This is a genomic window from Prevotella scopos JCM 17725 (genome assembly GCF_018127785.1).
Taxonomy (GTDB): Bacteria; Bacteroidota; Bacteroidia; order Bacteroidales; family Bacteroidaceae; genus Prevotella; species Prevotella scopos.
The window spans coordinates 1,792,818-1,810,532 of sequence record NZ_CP072390.1; the positions used below are offsets into that span (position 1 = coordinate 1,792,818).

The 17,715-nt window shown below is 38.8% G+C and carries 13 protein-coding genes; 12 read left to right on the top strand and 1 reads right to left on the bottom strand.

Going from position 1 to position 17,715, the window contains the following annotated elements; genetic code table 11:
- Positions 1 to 75 precede the first annotated feature (75 nt).
- Positions 76 to 312: an acyl carrier protein gene (locus J4856_RS12735; protein ID WP_004358972.1), complete on the bottom strand. Its 237-nt coding sequence runs from the start codon at positions 310 to 312 to the stop codon at positions 76 to 78.
- A 994-nt stretch (positions 313 to 1,306) separates the two neighbouring features.
- Between J4856_RS12735 and J4856_RS12740 the strand changes: the two genes are divergently transcribed.
- From J4856_RS12740 to mutS, 12 genes are all read left to right on the top strand, one after another.
- Positions 1,307 to 1,912, top strand: coding sequence for a DUF4254 domain-containing protein (locus J4856_RS12740; RefSeq protein ID WP_025837472.1), 606 nt, complete (start codon positions 1,307 to 1,309; stop codon positions 1,910 to 1,912).
- A gap of 164 nt (positions 1,913 to 2,076) precedes the next feature.
- Positions 2,077 to 3,126, top strand: coding sequence for a glycosyltransferase family 9 protein (locus J4856_RS12745; RefSeq protein WP_025837473.1), 1,050 nt, complete (start codon positions 2,077 to 2,079; stop codon positions 3,124 to 3,126).
- Positions 3,127 to 3,185: 59 nt separating this feature from the next.
- Entirely contained in the window at positions 3,186 to 3,806 is a 621-nt protein-coding gene (locus tag J4856_RS12750) for a hypothetical protein (protein WP_025837476.1), read from the top strand.
- Positions 3,807 to 4,366: 560 nt separating this feature from the next.
- Positions 4,367 to 6,886 carry a ribonucleoside-diphosphate reductase subunit alpha gene (locus J4856_RS12755; RefSeq protein WP_025837479.1) on the top strand — a complete coding sequence of 840 codons (2,520 nt, stop codon included), beginning with the start codon at positions 4,367 to 4,369 and terminating at the stop codon, positions 6,884 to 6,886.
- Positions 6,887 to 6,955: 69 nt separating this feature from the next.
- Positions 6,956 to 8,002, top strand: coding sequence for a ribonucleotide-diphosphate reductase subunit beta (locus J4856_RS12760; protein WP_025837481.1), 1,047 nt, complete (start codon positions 6,956 to 6,958; stop codon positions 8,000 to 8,002).
- Between the two features lie 710 nt (positions 8,003 to 8,712).
- Positions 8,713 to 9,522 (top strand): DUF3108 domain-containing protein, encoded by an 810-nt coding sequence (locus tag J4856_RS12765; RefSeq protein WP_025837483.1) that lies wholly within the window; start codon positions 8,713 to 8,715, stop codon positions 9,520 to 9,522.
- A 304-nt stretch (positions 9,523 to 9,826) separates the two neighbouring features.
- Positions 9,827 to 10,930, top strand: coding sequence for a redox-regulated ATPase YchF (gene ychF, locus J4856_RS12770; protein ID WP_004358965.1), 1,104 nt, complete (start codon positions 9,827 to 9,829; stop codon positions 10,928 to 10,930).
- A gap of 71 nt (positions 10,931 to 11,001) precedes the next feature.
- On the top strand, positions 11,002 to 11,844 hold the full coding sequence (lgt, locus tag J4856_RS12775; RefSeq protein WP_025837486.1) for a prolipoprotein diacylglyceryl transferase: 843 nt from the start codon (positions 11,002 to 11,004) through the stop codon (positions 11,842 to 11,844).
- A 166-nt stretch (positions 11,845 to 12,010) separates the two neighbouring features.
- Positions 12,011 to 12,409 carry a transposase gene (locus J4856_RS12780; protein WP_025840005.1) on the top strand — a complete coding sequence of 133 codons (399 nt, stop codon included), beginning with the start codon at positions 12,011 to 12,013 and terminating at the stop codon, positions 12,407 to 12,409.
- A gap of 38 nt (positions 12,410 to 12,447) precedes the next feature.
- Positions 12,448 to 13,269, top strand: coding sequence for an IS3 family transposase (locus tag J4856_RS12785; RefSeq protein WP_262502766.1), 822 nt, complete (start codon positions 12,448 to 12,450; stop codon positions 13,267 to 13,269).
- Between the two features lie 724 nt (positions 13,270 to 13,993).
- Positions 13,994 to 14,380 (top strand): fimbrillin family protein, encoded by a 387-nt coding sequence (locus J4856_RS12790; RefSeq protein ID WP_044081363.1) that lies wholly within the window; start codon positions 13,994 to 13,996, stop codon positions 14,378 to 14,380.
- A gap of 194 nt (positions 14,381 to 14,574) precedes the next feature.
- The gene (gene mutS, locus J4856_RS12795) at positions 14,575 to 17,235 is read left to right on the top strand and encodes a DNA mismatch repair protein MutS (RefSeq protein ID WP_025840001.1); all 2,661 of its coding nucleotides are present in this window, start codon (positions 14,575 to 14,577) and stop codon (positions 17,233 to 17,235) included.
- Positions 17,236 to 17,715 lie beyond the last annotated feature (480 nt).

Below are 17,715 nucleotides of genomic sequence, written 5' to 3' on the forward strand. Positions count from 1 at the left end.
AATTAAAAAAGTAAAGTAAAAAAAAAGCCAAGCAAAGACATACGCTTTGCTTGGTACTTTTATCTTGAGTAAACCTTACTTAGCGTTCTCCTCAATGTAAGAGATAGCATCGCCTACTGTAGAGATTTTCTCAGCCTTATCGTCTGGAATAGAAATACCGAACTCCTTCTCGAACTCCATGATGAGCTCTACAGTGTCCAAAGAGTCAGCACCAAGGTCATTTGTGAAACTTGCCTCTGGCTTTACCTCAGCCTCATCAACACCGAGTTTCTCTACGATAATAGCCTTTACTTTTGATTCAATTTCTGACATAATTGTAAGTTTTAAAATGTTTAATATTGATTTCCAAATTCAAAATGCGGTTGCAAAGGAACTGTTTTTTTTCCATGTATGCAAGTTTTTTGTTTAAAAAAGCACTCTTCGTTGCACAAACCATATACCTTTGTGCAGGTTTTTGGGCGTTTTTACACTTAATTGTACGATAAATCAAACAATTATATCGGATTATTCAAAACTTTATTTATGCCACTGATTGAAATTAAACTTATTTTATAAACTACCACACCTTATTATTATTAAAACAAAAATACAATAACGTTATTTGTTATCAATCATCATGCGTATTCTAATCCGCCACAATGCAACACGTTAATATTCGTTCCCACTTTGATTGTAATAGGTTCTTTACATGGATATAAACCATCCGCACCATTGGTGTTCACCATCCGCACCATCCGTGCTGGACCTCTATACGCTGATAAAAAGGGAAGAAAGCTTTATTATGGCTCATCCGTAAAATACGAAAGAATAGCATATATTAACTAAGAAATATCATTAGTATGGAGGAAACTATATCACTCCATATTTAGAACAAACAAGAAATAAACGGAATTCTATCGTTGATAGGCAGTATGGGGAAATAATTTTCCTGTCACTCCTGTCAGGGTTTGTAAATGTATAAACAGTTAGTTTACAAGTAATTAATACTAAATGTTAAAATGACAGCAAACAAAATATAAACTTATAGTGTAGATATGTGTGATATTCAGAAGGTCTTATAAGAGCATGAAATCCACTTAGAAGGGATATTTCTTATCGGTATGTTGTCAATCTTTGTTACTGGATGTAGTTCACTACACCTACAAATAAAGACAGACAATCTGTTCGATAATAAAACAAAACAGGTTTTTAGGCGCTAATGAACGATTTGGCTTTTAGTGATAAACAATGAAAAACAAGAGCTTTTATTTTGTCCTTTAAGGAATTTACTATATATTTGCAAAATAAACAGAAAAATAAAAACCGAATGTCATTTACAGAACATTGTAACGAGATTTTCAATCAGGCTATCCGTGATTACCATATTACGGACAATGTAGATACGCCTATTAACAACCCTTACGACAGAGATTCCATTGAAAACCGTCTCTATTTGAAATGCTGGATTGACACAGTACAGTGGCACTTTGAGGACCTTATCCGTGACCCACATATCAACCCGGAAGAAGGAATGAGTCTTAAGCATCGTATTGATCGTTCTAATCAGGATCGTACTGACCTTGTTGAACAGATTGATTCATATTTCCGTCAGCTCTACTCTGACGTAACACCACTCCCAGAAGCAACTATCAATACTGAGAGTCCAGCATGGGCAGTTGACCGTCTGTCTATTCTTGCATTGAAGATTTATCACATGAAGGAGCAGACTGAGCGCACGGATGCTTCAGCCGAGCATGTTGAGAAATGTAAGTCTAAACTGAATATCCTTCTCGAACAACAGAAGGATCTCAGTCTTGCCATCGACCAATTGCTCGATGACATTGAACATGGCCGTAAGTACATGAAGGTTTATCGTCAGATGAAGATGTACAACGACCCTGCAACCAATCCGATTCTTTACAACAAGAAATAATATGATGCCCCTCCCACTTTGCATAGGGAGGGGCGTAATTACTTGCTCAGAGTAAACATCAATGCGCTTTATTAGTTATTGAATAAGCATATCTTATTGCTTATCTTTATCAATAATAGCCTTTTTCTCTATTCTTTATCCTGCTTATTTATTTCTGTTAGCCTATGAAAACCCCACATATTCTTATCATTCGATTCTCTGCTATGGGTGACATTGCTATGACAGTCCCTATTGTTTATTCGCTTGCAAAGCAGTATCCAAATGTGAGAATAAGTGTGCTTTCTCGTCCTTTTGCCCAGCCATTCTTCCAGCATTTAGCACCAAATGTTGAGTTTATGGCTGCCGACTTGAAAGAAGAATATAAAGGTTTTAGAGGACTTAATGCGCTTTACCGTCGATTGGTAGCAAAGCAATTTACAGCAGTAGCCGATTTCCATAACGTACTCCGAACACGTTTCCTCCGCTTACGTTTCCTTCTCGATGGTAACTCTGTGGCACATATCAACAAGCATAAACAAGGTAAGAAACGACTTTGTCGGAAAGCAAACAAGGTTTTCATACAGCAGCCTACATCTTTCCAGAACTATGCTGATGTACTTGAAGCATTAGGTTATCCTATTAAACCCGAATTTACAAGTATCTTCCCAACGGAAGGTGGCGACTTACAGCTTCTCCCTAATATGATAGGTGTAAAGCAACCAGCGGAACGATGGATAGGTATAGCCCCTTTTGCAGCCCATGCAGGGAAGATGTATCCACAAGAAAGGATGGAACAAGTGGTACGCAAACTGACCGAAACGCATCCTTCTTGGCGTATCTTCCTCTTTGGTGGTGGTAAACATGAAATAGAAGTGTTGAACCAATGGGCAGCACAATATCCACAATGTCTCTGCGTTGCTAACGTCCTTAAAGGACTCGAAAAGGAACTCATCCTTATGAGTCATCTCGACACTATGGTTTCAATGGATAGTGCTAACATGCACCTTGCTTCCCTCACTGGTACACGCGTGGTAAGTGTATGGGGTGCAACCCATCCTTATTGTGGCTTTATGGGTTGGCAACAGAAGGAAGAAGATACTGTTCAAATAAATACACTCTCTTGTCGTCCTTGCTCTGTCTTTGGTAACAAACCCTGTCATCGGGGTGACTTCGCTTGTATGAATAATATTCTTCCAGAAGAGATTATTCAGCGTATTGAAGAGGGATTGCTGTAGGAATAGAATATAGAAAGATTTTAAATAACAAAGATATAAGACTTCAACATCATAAAAGTATGAAACAAACTGCACTCTTCTTCGTCTTTCTTCTTACTCTCCTATCCTCCTGTTGTAATAAGACTTGTCAAAAATCAACAGACAATAATCCATTAGACAGTCTTGTTCTTGTTGACACTACAGAGATGAAATCAGCCTTTTTGGGATGTATTCATCGTTTTATTAAGCAATATCCTAAGGATAGTACGTTTATTCTTAAATGTGGATATGGATATGAAGACCACGGTGTTTATACAAATGGTGTCTATATCAACAGTGACGTTTTTCTTATCTATCCTGCTTATTATGACGCGTTTATGGATGGAGGATGGACTGTTGATGATATGTATCCTTCACATTATTTTAAGGTTGACAACCGCATCGTCTTCCTCTGCTCACGTTCAGATTCCTTTATGAAGCAGGAGAAATACCGGAAAGCCTACCATCAGATAGTGTCTGATAGACTACGTAAACACTATGAGGATTTTGCTTTTATCCTTGTTGAACATAAAGACAATAAGGCTACATTGTTGTCAAGTGATGAAATAAGAAAGCGTAAGATTAGTCCTATCAGTGCTTTTAGAACAGTTGTCAAGTTTGAAGCTCCAAAGCTTACGGATGAATCATCAGATGACGAATAAGCCAATCAAGGAACAATAAGGGGTATTTTTAAAAACAATAATAGTATTAATAAACTCTCAATCGGCTTACTTTTCTCCTTACTTTCTCTATCATTATTCTTCTAATCATTGTCTTTAGCGAAATTATGTTTATGAGAATAATTCGCAATAAATAGACAAAAGAAATTAAAGAAACAATAACAAAAATAAGAAATCAAATTTTATGAGAATAGTGATAGGCATTTATTTCATTTGATAAAGCCATAAACTATAATTTTAGATAGCGAAATAAATGCTTTTTGTAAGCTGTAAATAAAGATTTTGAATAGCTAAAATTATTACAATATTAAACAAAAAAAAACACTTAATTCTTTTATATTTTGGGAAACAATTAAAAGTAAATTTGTTCTCAAAATATTCCGTTTTGTATAACTATCATCTCACTTTTTTTTCTTAACTTTGTCCATACGAAAGCCTATTAAAATGCATAAATAACTAATAACATGTTAGTTATGCATAAATAAGGAAATCTCAATAGAGGGTCAAAGTAGAATAAAAAGGAAAACTTTATAAAACTAGTAATGAATATAACAAAACGTAATGGAGAAGTAGAAGTCTATAATAACGAAAAGATTTCAATAGCCATTAAAAAGAGTTTTATCAGCACCGGAAAGGATGTTTCAGATAGTGAGATAGCCGGAATGGTCAGCGAAGTAGAGCAGTTCATCACCGAGAACCCTGAACTGCGTACTGTGGAGGATATCCAGAACCGTGTGGAGAAGTGTCTTATGGCACATGGTTATTACGATGAAGCGAAGAATTACATCCTCTTCCGTTATCAACGTAATGAGCAACGACAGGCTATCAACTACATTGCGTGGTCAGCAGACGATCGTGAGTTGGCTGATGTATTGCATAGTGTAGCCCGAGAATACCGCGAGCGTTCTTATAGTATGGTGACACTTCAGGAGAAGTTTGCCAGTTTCACTAAGCCAGGTATGTCACAGAAGGATGCTATCGAAGCACTTATCAAGGCAGCTGTGGAGTTGACAACACCTGAAGCCCCAGCATGGGAGATGATTTCAGCACGTATTCTTTCTTATCGTTCTGAAAAGAAAATCACTCGTTTGGAAGAAGAATTGGGACTCAAAAGCTTCTATCGTAAGGTTAAGTATATGACCGAAGAAGGACTTTATGGTGACTATATTCTTCAGAACTATAGCGAAGAAGAAATCAATGAGGCTGCTACCTTCATTGATCTTGAACGCAATAAACTCCTTAATTATTCTGGTCTTGATCTCCTTCTAAAACGTTATGTTATAAAGAATTATTCTGGTAAGGTGATTGAGCGTGTACAGGAAATGTTCCTTGGTATTGCGCTTCATCTTGCTATGCCAGAGAAGGATGACCGTCTTATATGGGTACGTCGTATCTATGACTCACTCAGTAAGTTAGAAGTAACGATGGCAACACCTACCCTTTCTAATGCGCGTAAGCCAAGTCATCAGCTTTCAAGTTGCTTCATTGATACCGTACCAGATAGTTTGGATGGTATCTATCGTAGCTTGGACAACTTCTCACAGGTGAGCAAGTTTGGTGGTGGTATGGGTATGTACTTCGGTAAGGTACGTGCTACGGGTGGTAATATTCGTGGTTTTAAGGGTGTTGCAGGTGGTGTTATCCGTTGGATGCGACTTGTTAATGACACTGCTGTAGCTGTTGATCAGTTGGGAATGCGCCAAGGTGCTGTTGCCGTTTACTTAGATGTATGGCACAAAGACCTACCAGAGTTCCTACAACTTCGTACCAACAACGGTGATGACCGTATGAAGGCACACGATATTTTCCCTGCAATCTGCTATCCAGACTTATTCTGGAAAATGGCAGAGGAAGACATAAATCAGAACTGGTCACTCTTTTGTCCTAACGAGATTATGCGTATCAAGGGTTATTGTCTTGAGGATTGTTATGGAGAAGAGTGGGAACGTAAGTATCTTGATTGTGTCAACGACCAGCGTATCTCTCGACGTGTCATCAGCATTAAGGATATAATTAGATTGGTTCTTCGTTCTGCTGTTGAGACTGGAACACCATTTACATTCAACCGTGACACAGTAAACAGAGCTAATCCTAACGGTCATAAGGGTATGATTTACTGCTCTAATCTCTGTACTGAGATTGCTCAGAATATGGCTCCTATTGAGACCGTATCTAAGGAAATAGAGACAAAAGATGGTGATACTGTTGTTGTTACGACTACTCGTCCAGGTGAGTTAGTAGTATGTAACTTGGCAAGTCTTTCACTTGGAAGACTTCCATTGGAAGATGAGGAGAAAATGAAAGAAAAGGTAGCAACCGTTGTTCGTGCTCTTGATAACGTTATCAACCTTAACTTCTACCCTATTCCTTACGCAGAGCTAACGAACCAGCGTTATCGTTCTATTGGCTTGGGTATTAGCGGATATCATCATGCTCTTGCTAAACGTCGCATCAAATGGGAGAGTGAAGAGCATCTGCAGTTTATGGATAAGGTGTTCGAGACTATCAACCGAGCAGCTATCCTTGCTAGCTCAAATCTTGCTAAGGAGAAGGGAAGCTATCAATTCTTTGAGGGAAGTGACTGGCAGACGGGTGCTTACTTTGATAAGCGTGGTTATGATAGTGCTGAATGGCAAGATGTTCGTAAGACAGTTGCATCGCAGGGTATGCGCAATGCTTATCTACTTGCAGTCGCACCAACCAGCAGTACAAGTATTATTGCAGGTACAACAGCCGGTTTAGACCCTATCATGAAGCGTTTCTTCTTGGAAGAGAAGAAGGGAAGTATGCTCCCACGTGTCGCTCCTGAGCTTTCAGATGAGACTTACTGGATGTATAAGAGTGCTTATCTTATCAACCAGAAGTGGAGTGTTCGAGCTTCTGGTGTACGTCAGCGTCATATTGACCAGGCACAGAGTATGAACCTCTATATCACCAATGACTTCACAATGCGTCAGATACTCGACCTTTACTTACTTGCTTGGAAAGAGGGTGTTAAGACTATCTATTATGTGCGTAGTAAGTCATTAGAGGTAGAAGAGTGTGAGAGCTGCTCATCATAATAATTCATAATTATGATTACTTCTCTTGATAAATACTAGAAGAATGATAGAATAAATATATAAGAAATAATGGACAATCAATTAAAACGTAATACCTTATTCAATCCTTCAGGCGATATAGAATTGCGCTTGAGACGAATGATTGGTGGCAATACTACTAATTTGAATGACTTCAATAATATGAAGTATTCATGGGTAAGTGACTGGTACAGACAAGCAATGAATAACTTCTGGATTCCAGAAGAAATCAATCTTTCACAAGACTTTAAGGACTATCCACGTCTTGAAAAGGCTGAACGTACAGCCTATGATAAGATTCTGAGCTTCCTTGTTTTCCTTGATTCGCTTCAGAGCAATAACCTCCCAACCCTTAGTGAGTATATCACTGCAAACGAGGTAAACCTCTGTTTGCATATTCAGGCATTCCAAGAGTGTATCCATAGTCAGAGTTATAGCTATATGCTCGATACGATTTGTAGTCCTGAAGAGCGTAACGATATTCTTTATCAGTGGAAGACCGATGAGCATCTCTTGAACCGTAATAAGTTTATTGGCGACTGCTACAATGAGTTCCATGAGAAAAGAGATAAGTTCAGTTTGATGAAGACGCTTATTGCTAACTTCATCCTTGAAGGTATCTACTTCTACAGCGGATTTATGTTCTTCTATAATCTCAGCCGAAATGGTAAGATGTCGGGTTCTGCACAGGAGATTCGCTATATCAACCGAGATGAGAATACACACTTATGGCTCTTCCGTAGCATTATTCTTGAGCTGAAGAAAGAGGAACCTGATATGTTTACTCCAGAGAAAGTAAAGGTTTATGAGGATATGATGCGTGAGGGTGTACGTCAGGAGATAGCATGGGGGCAATATGTTATCGGCAACGATGTGCAGGGTCTTAACGCTCAGATGGTGTCTGATTATATCCGTTATTTGGGCAATCTCCGCTGGTCAGGACTTGGCTTCGGCTTCCTCTATGATGACAACCAGAAGGAACCAGAGAATATGAAGTGGGTTAGTCAGTATTCAAATGCCAACATGGTAAAGACCGACTTCTTCGAAGCTAAGAGTACTGCTTATGCCAAGAGTACTGCATTGATTGATGACTTGTAGTCTTAATTCATTATTAATTCAGAATTCATAATTCACAATTCATAATTATGATTACTTATTTTGGCTGTTATGAAAGGGAGAATCCTAAACATAACATTACCAATAAATAGTAATCTTAATTCTGAATTGTGAATTTCTTTTTATCTAAAATACGAACTATAAATATGAAAGGCACCATCTACTTTTTAATTACATTTAGTAATCTAATTCGTTTAGTGTTCAGAAACCTCCGCACACTATGTGTTGAGCATCAACACTAACAAAATTAATATAAAGCATGATTTATAAAGTATATATTCTATCTTCATAACTGTTGATAACTCTGTGGAAAACTATGTTCATAACTATTTTATAACTCTATGGATATCCACAAGGCAATAGAAGAATATGGTTATATGTGGATATCCACAAGGTTATTAATGCAGTTTTAGAGAAGTTTTACACAACTTTCATGTTAAAAAAGATATAAACTTATTATCTTTGCATCAATTGTGGATAATGTGGATAACTCAGTATAATACCTGAATATCAAACTGTAAATATGAGAATAACTTGTTAATAAAGTAACCTCTAAGTTTGATAACTATTCTGACAAGAAAACAGGTAAAAAGTTCTGCACTAATCCACAGCCCATCATACTAAAACATTCTTTTTTCTTTTAAAAGAGAAATAGAGAATAATATTAAAGTTGAACGGATAAAACGGAGAATATGAAAAAATTGAAGATTTATATAGTTTGTCTCTTTGCAATGATAGCAGTTAGTGCATCTGCACAGTGTACATTCCGAAATACGGCTTTCAGTAGTGGTGAGTACCTTACATATAACCTTTATTATAATTGGAAGTTTATTTGGGTAAAGGCAGGTACAGCTTCTTGGTACACGGTCTCTTCTACTTATAAAGGTATTCCAGCTTATCGGGCTTCGTTGACAACACGTGGTAATGGTAAGCTTGACGATTATTTTGTACTGCGTGATACGTTGCTTACCTACAACTCTAAACAGATGGAACCACTCTACTTCCGTAAAGGAGCAAGAGAAGGAAAGCGATATACGGTGGATGAGGTGTTCTACTCTTATCCAAATGGTAGGTGTAAGCTACGCCAACATAGAATCAACAACGAAGGAAAACATCAATGGATGGAGAATACATACGATGATTGTTCATTCGATATGATGAGTATCTTCCTTCGTGCACGTAGTTTCAATCCAGAGAACTGGAAGAAAGGTGAGGTAGTGAAGTTCCCTATTGTAGATGGAAATAGCCGTCATGCTGCTCGTATAGTTTATGGTGGTAAGGAGAATATTAAGGCCGACAATAATCATAAGTATCGTTGTTTGCGTCTCACTTATTATGAATATGAGGATGATAAATGGCGCGAAATAGCTAGTTTCTATGTAACGGATGACAGCAATCATATCCCTGTTCGTCTTGATATGAGTTTGAAGTTTGGTTCAGCAAAGGCTTTCCTTGTTTCTATGAAGGGTATCAATAGTCCGATTACATCAGAGATAAAATAGCAAAAAGTCAGGTAAGTTCTTATCTTATATATATAAAGGATAGGTTCTTATAAAGGTTTATATAGAATTCTACCTCCTACTTATAGGGGTATAACGTAACACAGGCGTTATGCCCCTATAATCGTATAATAGAGTAGAGATTGAGTTGACTTGAATCTTACCTTATTTCCACTTCTTCTCGCTTATATCGAATTAATTATGTAATTTTGCAGAAAATAAGCAGCATACGATAAAGAGAAAGGAAACTTCCTTTGCGCTCGTTAGCTTTTATTTTTGGACAAAAAAATAAACGTTTATTTAAGATATGGCATTAAAATGTGGTATAGTAGGACTGCCAAACGTAGGTAAGTCTACACTTTTCAACTGCTTGAGCAGTGCCAAAGCACAAGCAGCTAACTTCCCTTTCTGTACGATTGAGCCGAACCTCGGCGTAATTACCGTTCCAGACGAGCGTTTGAATAAGCTCGCTGAGATTGTTCATCCAGGACGAATCGTACCTGCTACCTGTGAGATTGTTGACATCGCAGGACTTGTTAAGGGTGCTTCAAAGGGTGAAGGATTGGGTAACAAGTTCCTTGGTAATATTCGTGAGTGCGATGCTATCATTCATGTAATCCGCTGTTTCGAGGACGATAACGTGGTACGTGAGGGTGGTATGGCAGTCAACCCGATTGAAGATAAGGAGATTATCGATACAGAGTTGCAGCTCAAAGACCTTGAAACCATCGAGGCACAGCTTGCTAAACAGCAGAAAGTTGCTGCTGCAGGCAATAAAGATGCTAAGGTAATGGTATCTGTCTTGGAGGCTTATAAGGAAGTGTTAGAGCAGGGTAAGAATGCTCGTAGCGTTGAGTTTGAAAGCAAGGAAGAACAGCAAGCAGCGCACGACCTCTTCCTCTTGACAACAAAACCTGTACTTTACGTTTGCAATGTAGACGAATCAAGTGCGAAGACAGGTAATGAATACAGTCAGATGATCGAGAAGATAGCAGCTGAAGAAGGTGCTGAAGCAATGATTATCGCTGCTAAGACAGAGGAAGATATCGCTTCTTTAGAGAGCTATGAGGATAAGAAAATGTTCCTTGACGAGCTTGGCTTGGAAGAAAGTGGTGTGAGCCGACTCATCAATAAAGCATATCATCTGCTCAATCTCCAGACCTTCATCACCGCTGGTGAGATGGAAGTAAAGGCATGGACCTTCCATAAAGGATGGAAAGCACCGCAGTGTGCGGGTGTTATCCATACTGACTTTGAGAAGGGATTCATTCGTGCAGAGGTCATCAAGTACGACGATTACATTAAATATGGTTCTGAGGCAGCTATTCGTGAGGCTGGTAAACTCGGCATCGAAGGTAAGGAGTACGTTGTACAAGACGGTGATATCATGCACTTTAGATTTAATGTATAGCCCTATTTAACCCCTCTCTGCTCAGAGAGGGGATAATTATTGGTGCTATCTTCACTTTTAATAGCATAACTATGAACAATCTACTTTATATTGCATGGCAGCCAAGTGAAGTGATTTTCCAGCTTGGTCCCCTTCCTATTCGTTGGTATGGAATGTGTTGGTTAGTAGGTCTTGCCTTGGGATATTTTATGATGCAGTGGCTTTTTAAGCGTCATAAATTCCCTCCATCACAGTTTGATCCACTCTTCCTCTATGTCTTCTTTGGCGTACTGATTGGTGCTCGCTTGGGTCATTGTCTCTTTTATGAACCAGAGGAGTTCCTCACTTCTTGGAAAGGAATCATGACTATCTTTATTCCTATTCGTGAAATGGCTGACGGTTCATGGAAGTATGTGGGTTATCAAGGGCTTGCATCCCATGGTGGAGTAGTCGGATTGCTTATTGCCCTCTTCCTTTATATTCGCAGGACGAAGATGAATACGTGGGTAGTACTTGACTTCTTCGGTATCGTATCAGGTATCACAGCCTGCTTTATTCGACTTGGAAACCTGATGAATTCAGAGATTATTGGTAAGGTAACAGACGTTCCTTGGGCATTTATCTTCTATAATGTAGATGATAAACCACGTCATCCGGGACAGCTCTATGAGGCAATAGCCTACTTAATTATCTTCCTTTTTATTTATTTCATATATAGGAAGTATCCGAAGAAAGTGGGTACAGGACTTTATTTCGGACTCTGTCTAACGCTCATTTTCACCTTCCGTTTCTTCATTGAATACACTAAGGAGATACAGGTAGCCTTTGAGGCAGGTTTGCCAATCGATATGGGACAGATACTAAGTATTCCTCTTATTGCCCTCGGTGTATGGTCAATTCTGCGCTCAAGAGGCAAAGAAGGAAAACTACCATAACTCGCTTTCGACTACGAATTACGCTAATTGCACGAATATTCTTTATCAATGAGTATTCGTGCAATTTGTTTTATGAATAGTAATTAGTTGAAGTTTGTAAACTATTTTTATGCGGTTTGTCTTATAGCAGATTTACTTCACATCATTTTAACATTTAAAATTCAAAATGGGAAGTAAACATTCTAAACACAGAACATTCAGTGAGGACTTTATTCTCACTTTACTTCGTGAGTATTACTCATCAGAAGTGTCAATTAATTTCATCTGTCGTAAGTACGGCATTAATAGTGCCAGCTTTTATCAATGGCAAAAAAAGTATGATTTAGATGAAAAAAAGCTATCTTTGTCGCATGATATTATTACTAAAGTAAAAGCTATGCGTAGTAAGAAAGCTATGGAGAAAGTCCCTCTAACTCGTGAGGAAGAGCTTGAAGAACAAGTATCGAATTTGAAGAAAGCTTTGGAGTATTCTGAACTTCGCAATCAAGGTTTGATGAAAGTCATAGAGATAAGCAGTAAGGAATATGGTGAGGATTTGCTAAAAAAAGCTGGCGCCAAGCAGTAGACAGCCTTCGAGTCAGCAACCCTTGTTTATCAATTGGGCTGCTGAGTGGACTGTTTGGCAAGACTCGTGAAGGCTATTACTCTGTGAGTAAAGAGAAGAGGGAGCATCGTAAACTTACTGAGAAAATTGTCGTACGTGCAGTAATGGATGTTCGTGCAGATGCTCCTCGAATAGGTGCAAAGAAACTTTTGCACATGCTTATGGATATCTATCCTGGCTTAATGCTTGGGCGCGACAGGTTCTACCAGCTAATGCACAAGCATCACCTTATGCTGAAGCCATCCAGATGTCGCCACACCACGAACTCCAATCACAACTATTTCAAGTATAAGAACACGGCAAAAGGAATGGTTCTTACACGTCCTGCACAACTCTGGGTAGCAGACATCACATATATAGATACTGAGGATGGTGTGGTCTATCTTCACCTCATAACCGATGCATTCACTCATGAGATAATCGGATGGAAGCTTTCTGACAGTCTGCAGGCTGTCAATACGCTTGCTGCCCTAGACATGGCAATAGAACATTCACAGGGTATGAATCTCTCGCTGATGACGCACCACTCTGATCGTGGGGTTCAATACTGCAGCAACGCCTACGTGGCAAGGCTGGAGAGTATACACTCGGGCATAAGCATGACTGAAGACTACAACCCTACAGATAATGCAATCGCCGAAAGAGTGAACGGAATAATAAAGCAAGAGTGGCTCTACCACATGAAACGACCGAAGAACCTCGATGATGCACGATGCACTATTGCTGGTATCATAGACTTCTACAACAATAAGAGACCCCATATGAGCAACGGCATGCTTACGCCAAGACAAATGAGAGAAAAGCACTGCAATGTAGCATAAGGGTTTCTGTGCGTTTCATGGTATTAAATTTTGTAAGTTGAAGGAAAAATACTAACTTTGAACATGTGCTACACACGTTCAGACTTCATTGTCAAGATTTATGACTATGTAAAGCGAATCAGTAAAGTTTCCATGGGGGTGTAAAGCTGTTCAGGAAGCAAGTAAAAAATGTGTAAACCAATTTAGTAACAATAACCAGAAAAGTGTGAAGTAAATTTAGGCATAGTCAGTTTGTTCAAAACTAATACATGCCCTTTTAGCTTCTAAAAGACGCCCTTTTGGCTTGTAAAAGGTGCCCTTTAAGACCCTTACTAACGCCCTTTTGAAGTCCAATTAAGCACCTTTTACTTTGCTACTTTATAACTAATTGATTTCCTGTTGATTACAGAGCTGCTTTTTGTATGTGGTTTTGCCGTTATTTATTGATATTTTACTCGAAATTATGTAATGATTTTTCAAAATCGTATCAGCAGATTTTCGAAGTCTTAAATGAAATGTTTTTCCTGAACCATTGTAGTCTAATGACCGATTTGGGTTTAATGAGTAACTTCGGTTCTTCTGTTAAAGCAATACGAAAAGCGTCTACACATTTAACGGAAGAACCTTATTTTCATATATAAAAATAGTTAAATTAGTTGATATAGTTAGTCTTAGGCTGTATATCATTTGTTTTCTTAGAACATAATGACTACATTTGTATAAAATTATAACTCAACTAAAAATTATGAAAAAGTATTTATTTATTTTATTGGCACTCTTGCCAATGATGTTATTCACAGCATGTTCCTCAGATAAAGAGGAAGAAACACCTAATGCTCTTGTAGGTACTACATGGCAAAATTTTGAAAAAGAAGGTGATAAAATCACCTCAATGACAGTATTAGAATTCAAGTCAAATACAGTAGTTAAAATAATAGTTGATGAGGATCTTGATAAGAATCCTACTGATGAAGATCATGATGAGGGTGAGGCTACTTATGTTTTAAATGGTAAAAAAATATCATTTAAACGAGATATTTATACTGGTTGGGGTGAAGTTGATGGTGACAAGTTGATTTTACAATTAGTAGATGATGGTAAGATAAAGACAATGGTCTTCACTAAAAGATAAATATAATTATAAACAGCACAGAAAGTTGTTGAGATATTAAATAGGGATGCAAATGTTTTGCATCCCTATTTCTGTAAGTAGATATTAAAAACAATATGAAAAGCAAGGGAATATTTGGGCTTTCCTCCTTATTTTTGTAATTTTGTAAGTTATAGAATAAAATAGGAAACAGACATAATAAGGAAGTAAAAGATATGGCAAAAGAGGATAAGGGACTTACCCCGATGATGAAACAGTTCTTCTCAATGAAGGCACAACATCCTGGTGCATTGATGCTCTTTAGGTGTGGTGACTTCTATGAGACGTATGGTGAAGATGCTGTGGAGTCGGCAAGAATACTCGGTATTACCCTTACACGTCGTAATAATGGTGGTAATGGCGACTCGATAGAGATGGCTGGTTTCCCCCATCATGCCCTTGATACTTATCTTCCTAAGCTCATCCGCGCTGGAAAGCGTGTGGCTATCTGCGACCAATTAGAAGACCCAAAGAAGAAACGTGAGGCTATCAAAGGCAAGAAGGGTCTGACGGCAATGGACAAGATGGTGAAACGTGGTATCACAGAACTTGTCACGCCAGGTGTTGCCATGAGCGATAACGTACTGAACTATAAGGAAAATAACTTCCTTGCTGCGGTACACTTCGGTAAAGGGTCATGTGGTGTCAGTTTCTTAGACATATCTACCGGTGAGTTCCTAACCGGTGAAGGCACCTTTGATTACGTCGAAAAACTATTGGGTAACTTCCAACCAAAGGAAGTACTCTTCGACCGTGCGAAGAAACAAGACTTCGAACGCTACTTCGGTACACGCCTTTGTACATTCGAGATGGACGATTGGGTGTTTACTGATCAGACAGCACGTCAGAAACTATTAAAGCATTTTGGAACAAAGAATCTAAAAGGTTTCGGTGTCGACCATCTGAATAATGGTGTCGTTGCAGCAGGTGCTATTCTGCAGTACTTAGAGATAACACAGCACACACAAATCAATCATATCACTTCTTTAGCACGTATTGAAGAAGATAAATACGTACGTATGGACCGTTTCACTATCCGTTCTTTGGAGTTGATAGCCCCAATGAATGAGGATGGTTCATCGCTTTTGAATGTCATTGATAATACGGTTACGCCGATGGGCGGACGAATGTTGCGCCGTTGGATGGTGTTCCCACTGAAGGATGAAAAGCCTATCAATGAGCGTTTAGACGTGGTTGATTATCTCTTCCGAGAGCCTGATTTCCGCGAATGTATCAATGAGCAGTTCCATCGCATTGGCGACTTAGAGCGTATTATATCAAAGGTAGCTGTCGGTCGTGTGTCACCTCGTGAGGTAGTGCAGCTGAAGAATGCCCTTATGGCTATCCAACCCGTTAAGACAGCTTGCCTTTATGCGAAGAGCGATACGCTGAAGAGGATTGGAGAACAACTGAACCTCTGTGAGTCCCTCCGTGATAGAATAGAGAAAGAGATACAGCCTGACCCTCCACAGTTGGTCAACAAAGGCGACGTGATAGCCTTAGGTTATAACCAAGAACTCGATGATTTGCGTTCTATTCGTGATAATGGAAAGCAGTATCTGTTAGAGATTCAAGAGAAAGAGATAGCTCAGACAGGTATTACCTCGCTGAAAATAGGATTCAATAATGTGTTCGGCTATTACTTGGAGGTGCGCAATACCTTTAAAGATAAGGTGCCTGAGAATTGGATTCGTAAGCAGACATTAGCGCAGGCAGAGCGTTATATCACCCCTGAACTTAAAGAATACGAGGAGAAGATACTTGGTGCGGATGAGAAGATATTGGCTTTGGAGACTCAGCTTTATATGGAGTTGATACAGGATATGCAGGAGTTTATTCCGCAGATACAAATCAATGCCAATCTCATTGCCCATCTCGACTGTCTACTTTCGTTTATGAAAGTATCTCAGTTGCAGCGTTATGTACGCCCAGTAGTGGATGATTCTGAGGTATTAGACATCAAGCAGGGTCGCCATCCAGTGATTGAAACACAGTTGCCGATAGGTGAACAGTATGTGCCTAATGATGTATTGCTTGATACAGAACGCCAACAGATAATGATGATTACGGGTCCGAATATGGCAGGTAAGTCTGCTTTGTTGCGTCAGACAGCCCTCATCGTACTGTTAGCACAGATAGGTTGCTTCGTTCCTGCTGAACGAGCACGCATCGGAATGGTGGATAAAATCTTCACACGTGTGGGTGCTTCGGATAACATTTCATTAGGAGAATCAACCTTTATGGTTGAGATGACGGAGGCTTCAAACATCCTAAATAATGTCACTCCACGCTCTTTAGTACTCTTTGATGAGTTAGGACGTGGTACAAGTACCTACGATGGAATTAGCATTGCGTGGGCAATTGTAGAGTATCTACACGAACATTCGCGTGCACAAGCTCGTACCCTCTTTGCTACACACTACCATGAATTGAACGAGATGGAGAAGAATTTCCCTCGTATCAAGAACTTCAACGTCTCTGTTAAGCAAGTGGATGGAAAGATAATCTTCGTTCGTAAGTTGGAGAAAGGCGGTAGTGAGCATTCCTTCGGTATTCATGTAGCGGAGATAGCGGGTATGCCTCGTTCCATTGTTAAGCGTGCAAACGTCATTCTTAAAGAGCTTGAAGCGGATAATGCACAAGTGGGTAGTGTCGGTAAGGCAGCTGTTGAGCGTCTTGATCAGAGCAGAGAAGGTGTTCAACTCTCCTTCTTCCAACTCGATGATCCCGTCCTCACACAGATTCGTGACGAAATCCTCGGTCTTGATGTCAACAACCTAACACCTGTTGAAGCCCTCAATAAGCTGAATGATATTAAGAAGATATTGAAAGGGTAAGGCTTAATCAATCTATCAAATACCTACCAATTCTTGCAAATTCTTCAAGAACTTGCAAGAATTGGTAGGTTCAAATAATGATTGAAAGAGTAGGTTGATAAGAAGAAAAAAGAGCATAAAAAAGACAAGGTAACAAAGTGAACAACTCAGATTAGTTCCTTTGTTACCTTGTCTTTTTATCATGTCATAGAAATAAGATTTTGCTTTTTCTAATCCAACTTAGTTATTCTGATAATTCTCATAGCTGTACAATACTGTGAAGTAATATTGAACTAATGTATATGCAAGAACATTTTTAATTCTATTTTGCTGTCACTTTTAACATTTAAGACTAATTGCTTATTTTCCAGATATATATGTGTTTTATAATACTGACAGATGTGACAGGAATAATGATTTTCTTTTTTATTATTTCTGTCTGATAAAATTTAAATAGCATATTTTACAATATAGATTCCATTTTAAGAGTTCATATCATCT

Bases quoted from the DNA above. Each gene is read 5' to 3' on its own strand.
- J4856_RS12735 (WP_004358972.1), bottom strand. From the start codon at position 312: ATGTCAGAAATTGAATCAAAAGTAAAGGCTATTATCGTAGAGAAACTC.
- J4856_RS12755 (WP_025837479.1), top strand. From the start codon at position 4,367: ATGAATATAACAAAACGTAATGGAGAAGTAGAAGTCTATAATAACGAA.
- J4856_RS12765 (WP_025837483.1), top strand. From the start codon at position 8,713: ATGAAAAAATTGAAGATTTATATAGTTTGTCTCTTTGCAATGATAGCA.
- lgt (WP_025837486.1), top strand. From the start codon at position 11,002: ATGAACAATCTACTTTATATTGCATGGCAGCCAAGTGAAGTGATTTTC.
- J4856_RS12760 (WP_025837481.1), top strand. From the start codon at position 6,956: ATGGACAATCAATTAAAACGTAATACCTTATTCAATCCTTCAGGCGAT.
- ychF (WP_004358965.1), top strand. From the start codon at position 9,827: ATGGCATTAAAATGTGGTATAGTAGGACTGCCAAACGTAGGTAAGTCT.
- J4856_RS12740 (WP_025837472.1), top strand. From the start codon at position 1,307: ATGTCATTTACAGAACATTGTAACGAGATTTTCAATCAGGCTATCCGT.
- J4856_RS12750 (WP_025837476.1), top strand. From the start codon at position 3,186: ATGAAACAAACTGCACTCTTCTTCGTCTTTCTTCTTACTCTCCTATCC.
- J4856_RS12745 (WP_025837473.1), top strand. From the start codon at position 2,077: ATGAAAACCCCACATATTCTTATCATTCGATTCTCTGCTATGGGTGAC.
- J4856_RS12790 (WP_044081363.1), top strand. From the start codon at position 13,994: ATGAAAAAGTATTTATTTATTTTATTGGCACTCTTGCCAATGATGTTA.
- mutS (WP_025840001.1), top strand. From the start codon at position 14,575: ATGGCAAAAGAGGATAAGGGACTTACCCCGATGATGAAACAGTTCTTC.
- J4856_RS12780 (WP_025840005.1), top strand. From the start codon at position 12,011: ATGGGAAGTAAACATTCTAAACACAGAACATTCAGTGAGGACTTTATT.